5 tRNA genes and 2 rRNA genes are annotated in these 1,408 nt (G+C 43.0%); all 7 read right to left on the reverse strand.

Annotation, left to right across the window (positions count from 1 at the left end):
* Nucleotides 1–271 (reverse strand): 23S ribosomal RNA (locus tag AACW75_RS22965); the annotation flags it as partial.
* A gap of 417 nt (nucleotides 272–688) precedes the next feature.
* Nucleotides 689–764, reverse strand: a tRNA-Val gene (locus tag AACW75_RS22970).
* 65 nt (nucleotides 765–829) lie between these two features.
* Nucleotides 830–905: transfer RNA gene (locus AACW75_RS22975), tRNA-Ala, on the reverse strand.
* A 25-nt stretch (nucleotides 906–930) separates the two neighbouring features.
* A tRNA-Val gene (locus tag AACW75_RS22980) sits at nucleotides 931–1,006 on the reverse strand.
* Between the two features lie 26 nt (nucleotides 1,007–1,032).
* A tRNA-Lys gene (locus AACW75_RS22985) sits at nucleotides 1,033–1,108 on the reverse strand.
* A gap of 20 nt (nucleotides 1,109–1,128) precedes the next feature.
* Nucleotides 1,129–1,204, reverse strand: a tRNA-Glu gene (locus tag AACW75_RS22990).
* A gap of 123 nt (nucleotides 1,205–1,327) precedes the next feature.
* Nucleotides 1,328–1,408: ribosomal RNA gene (locus tag AACW75_RS22995) — 16S ribosomal RNA — on the reverse strand; the annotation flags it as partial.

Consider the following 1,408-nt stretch of genomic DNA (forward strand, 5'->3'; position numbering starts at 1 on the left):
TTAAGGGCTAATCCAATTTCGCTCGCCGCTACTTTCGGAATCTCGGTTGATTTCTCTTCCTCGGGGTACTTAGATGTTTCAGTTCCCCCGGTTTGCCTCCTGTTGCTATGTATTCACAACAGGATACTTGCTTATGCAAGTGGGTTTCCCCATTCAGGAATCCCAGACTCAAAAGGTTATTACTACCTAATCTGGGCTTATCGCAAGTTATTACGCCTTTCATCGCCTCTGACTGCCAAGGCATCCACCGTGTACGCTTAGTCACTTAACCATACAACCCGAAAGGGTCTCTGTTTTACTTTCACTTTAAAAAGTGAAAACAAACTAGTATGGCAACTAACCAAGGTTTTTGGTTATCATCAAGAAGGGTTAATTCTTGATGACTGTTTGCCGGACTCAATTTACTTCTTGTTTCCACTTTTTAATAAAAAGTAGAATCAAAAAATGAACAATCATTTCTGATCATTCGAATACAAGACACTTGAATGTGTTTGTTGTGTTTATGCCGTTCTTATTAAATAAGAGCAGATAAACATTGAGAACTTTTAAATTTGATTTAAATAACTTCGTTATTCAAATCAGTCAGCTTTCCAAATTGTTAAAGAGCAAGAGTTTTTCGAGTTTTAAACTTTCAAAACCATTTTTAAAAACTCTCATTAGACTGTTGTCATCAAAGAATGTTTAAAGATGGTGGGCGATACCGGGCTCGAACCAGTGACCCCCTGCTTGTAAGGCAGGTGCTCTCCCAACTGAGCTAATCGCCCATGATAGTTCTTTTGTCTTCACTTTCAAAAAATGAAAATAAAAGCCATTCTTCATGGAGAAAGAATGGTGGAGCTATGCGGGATCGAACCGCAGACCTCCTGCGTGCAAGGCAGGCGCTCTCCCAGCTGAGCTATAGCCCCATATTTTTATTTCCTTGGGAGGAAATGGTGGGCGATACCGGGCTCGAACCAGTGACCCCCTGCTTGTAAGGCAGGTGCTCTCCCAACTGAGCTAATCGCCCCAAATTTTTATTTCCTTGGGAGGAAATGGTGGGTCGTGCAGGATTCGAACCTGCGACCAATTGATTAAAAGTCAACTGCTCTACCAACTGAGCTAACGACCCTTTTTACTTCTTGAAGGAAGTGGTATCCCGTAGGGGAGTCGAACCCCTGTTACCGCCGTGAAAGGGCGGTGTCCTAGGCCTCTAGACGAACGGGACACTGCTAGTTTATCTTTACTTTAAAAGTAAAAACAAACTTCGAAGAACCTTGGGAGTTCTTCTTCTCTTTGCTTTTCTAAACCTAATCAATCTGTGTGGACACTCATCGTGACTATCTTCGTATAAGGAGGTGATCCAGCCCCAGGTTCCCCTAGGGCTACCTTGTTACGACTTCACCCCAGTCATGAACCACAAAGTGGTGAG

The organism is Vibrio sp. L3-7 (assembly GCF_963898195.1).
Classification (GTDB): domain Bacteria; phylum Pseudomonadota; class Gammaproteobacteria; order Enterobacterales; family Vibrionaceae; genus Vibrio; species Vibrio echinoideorum.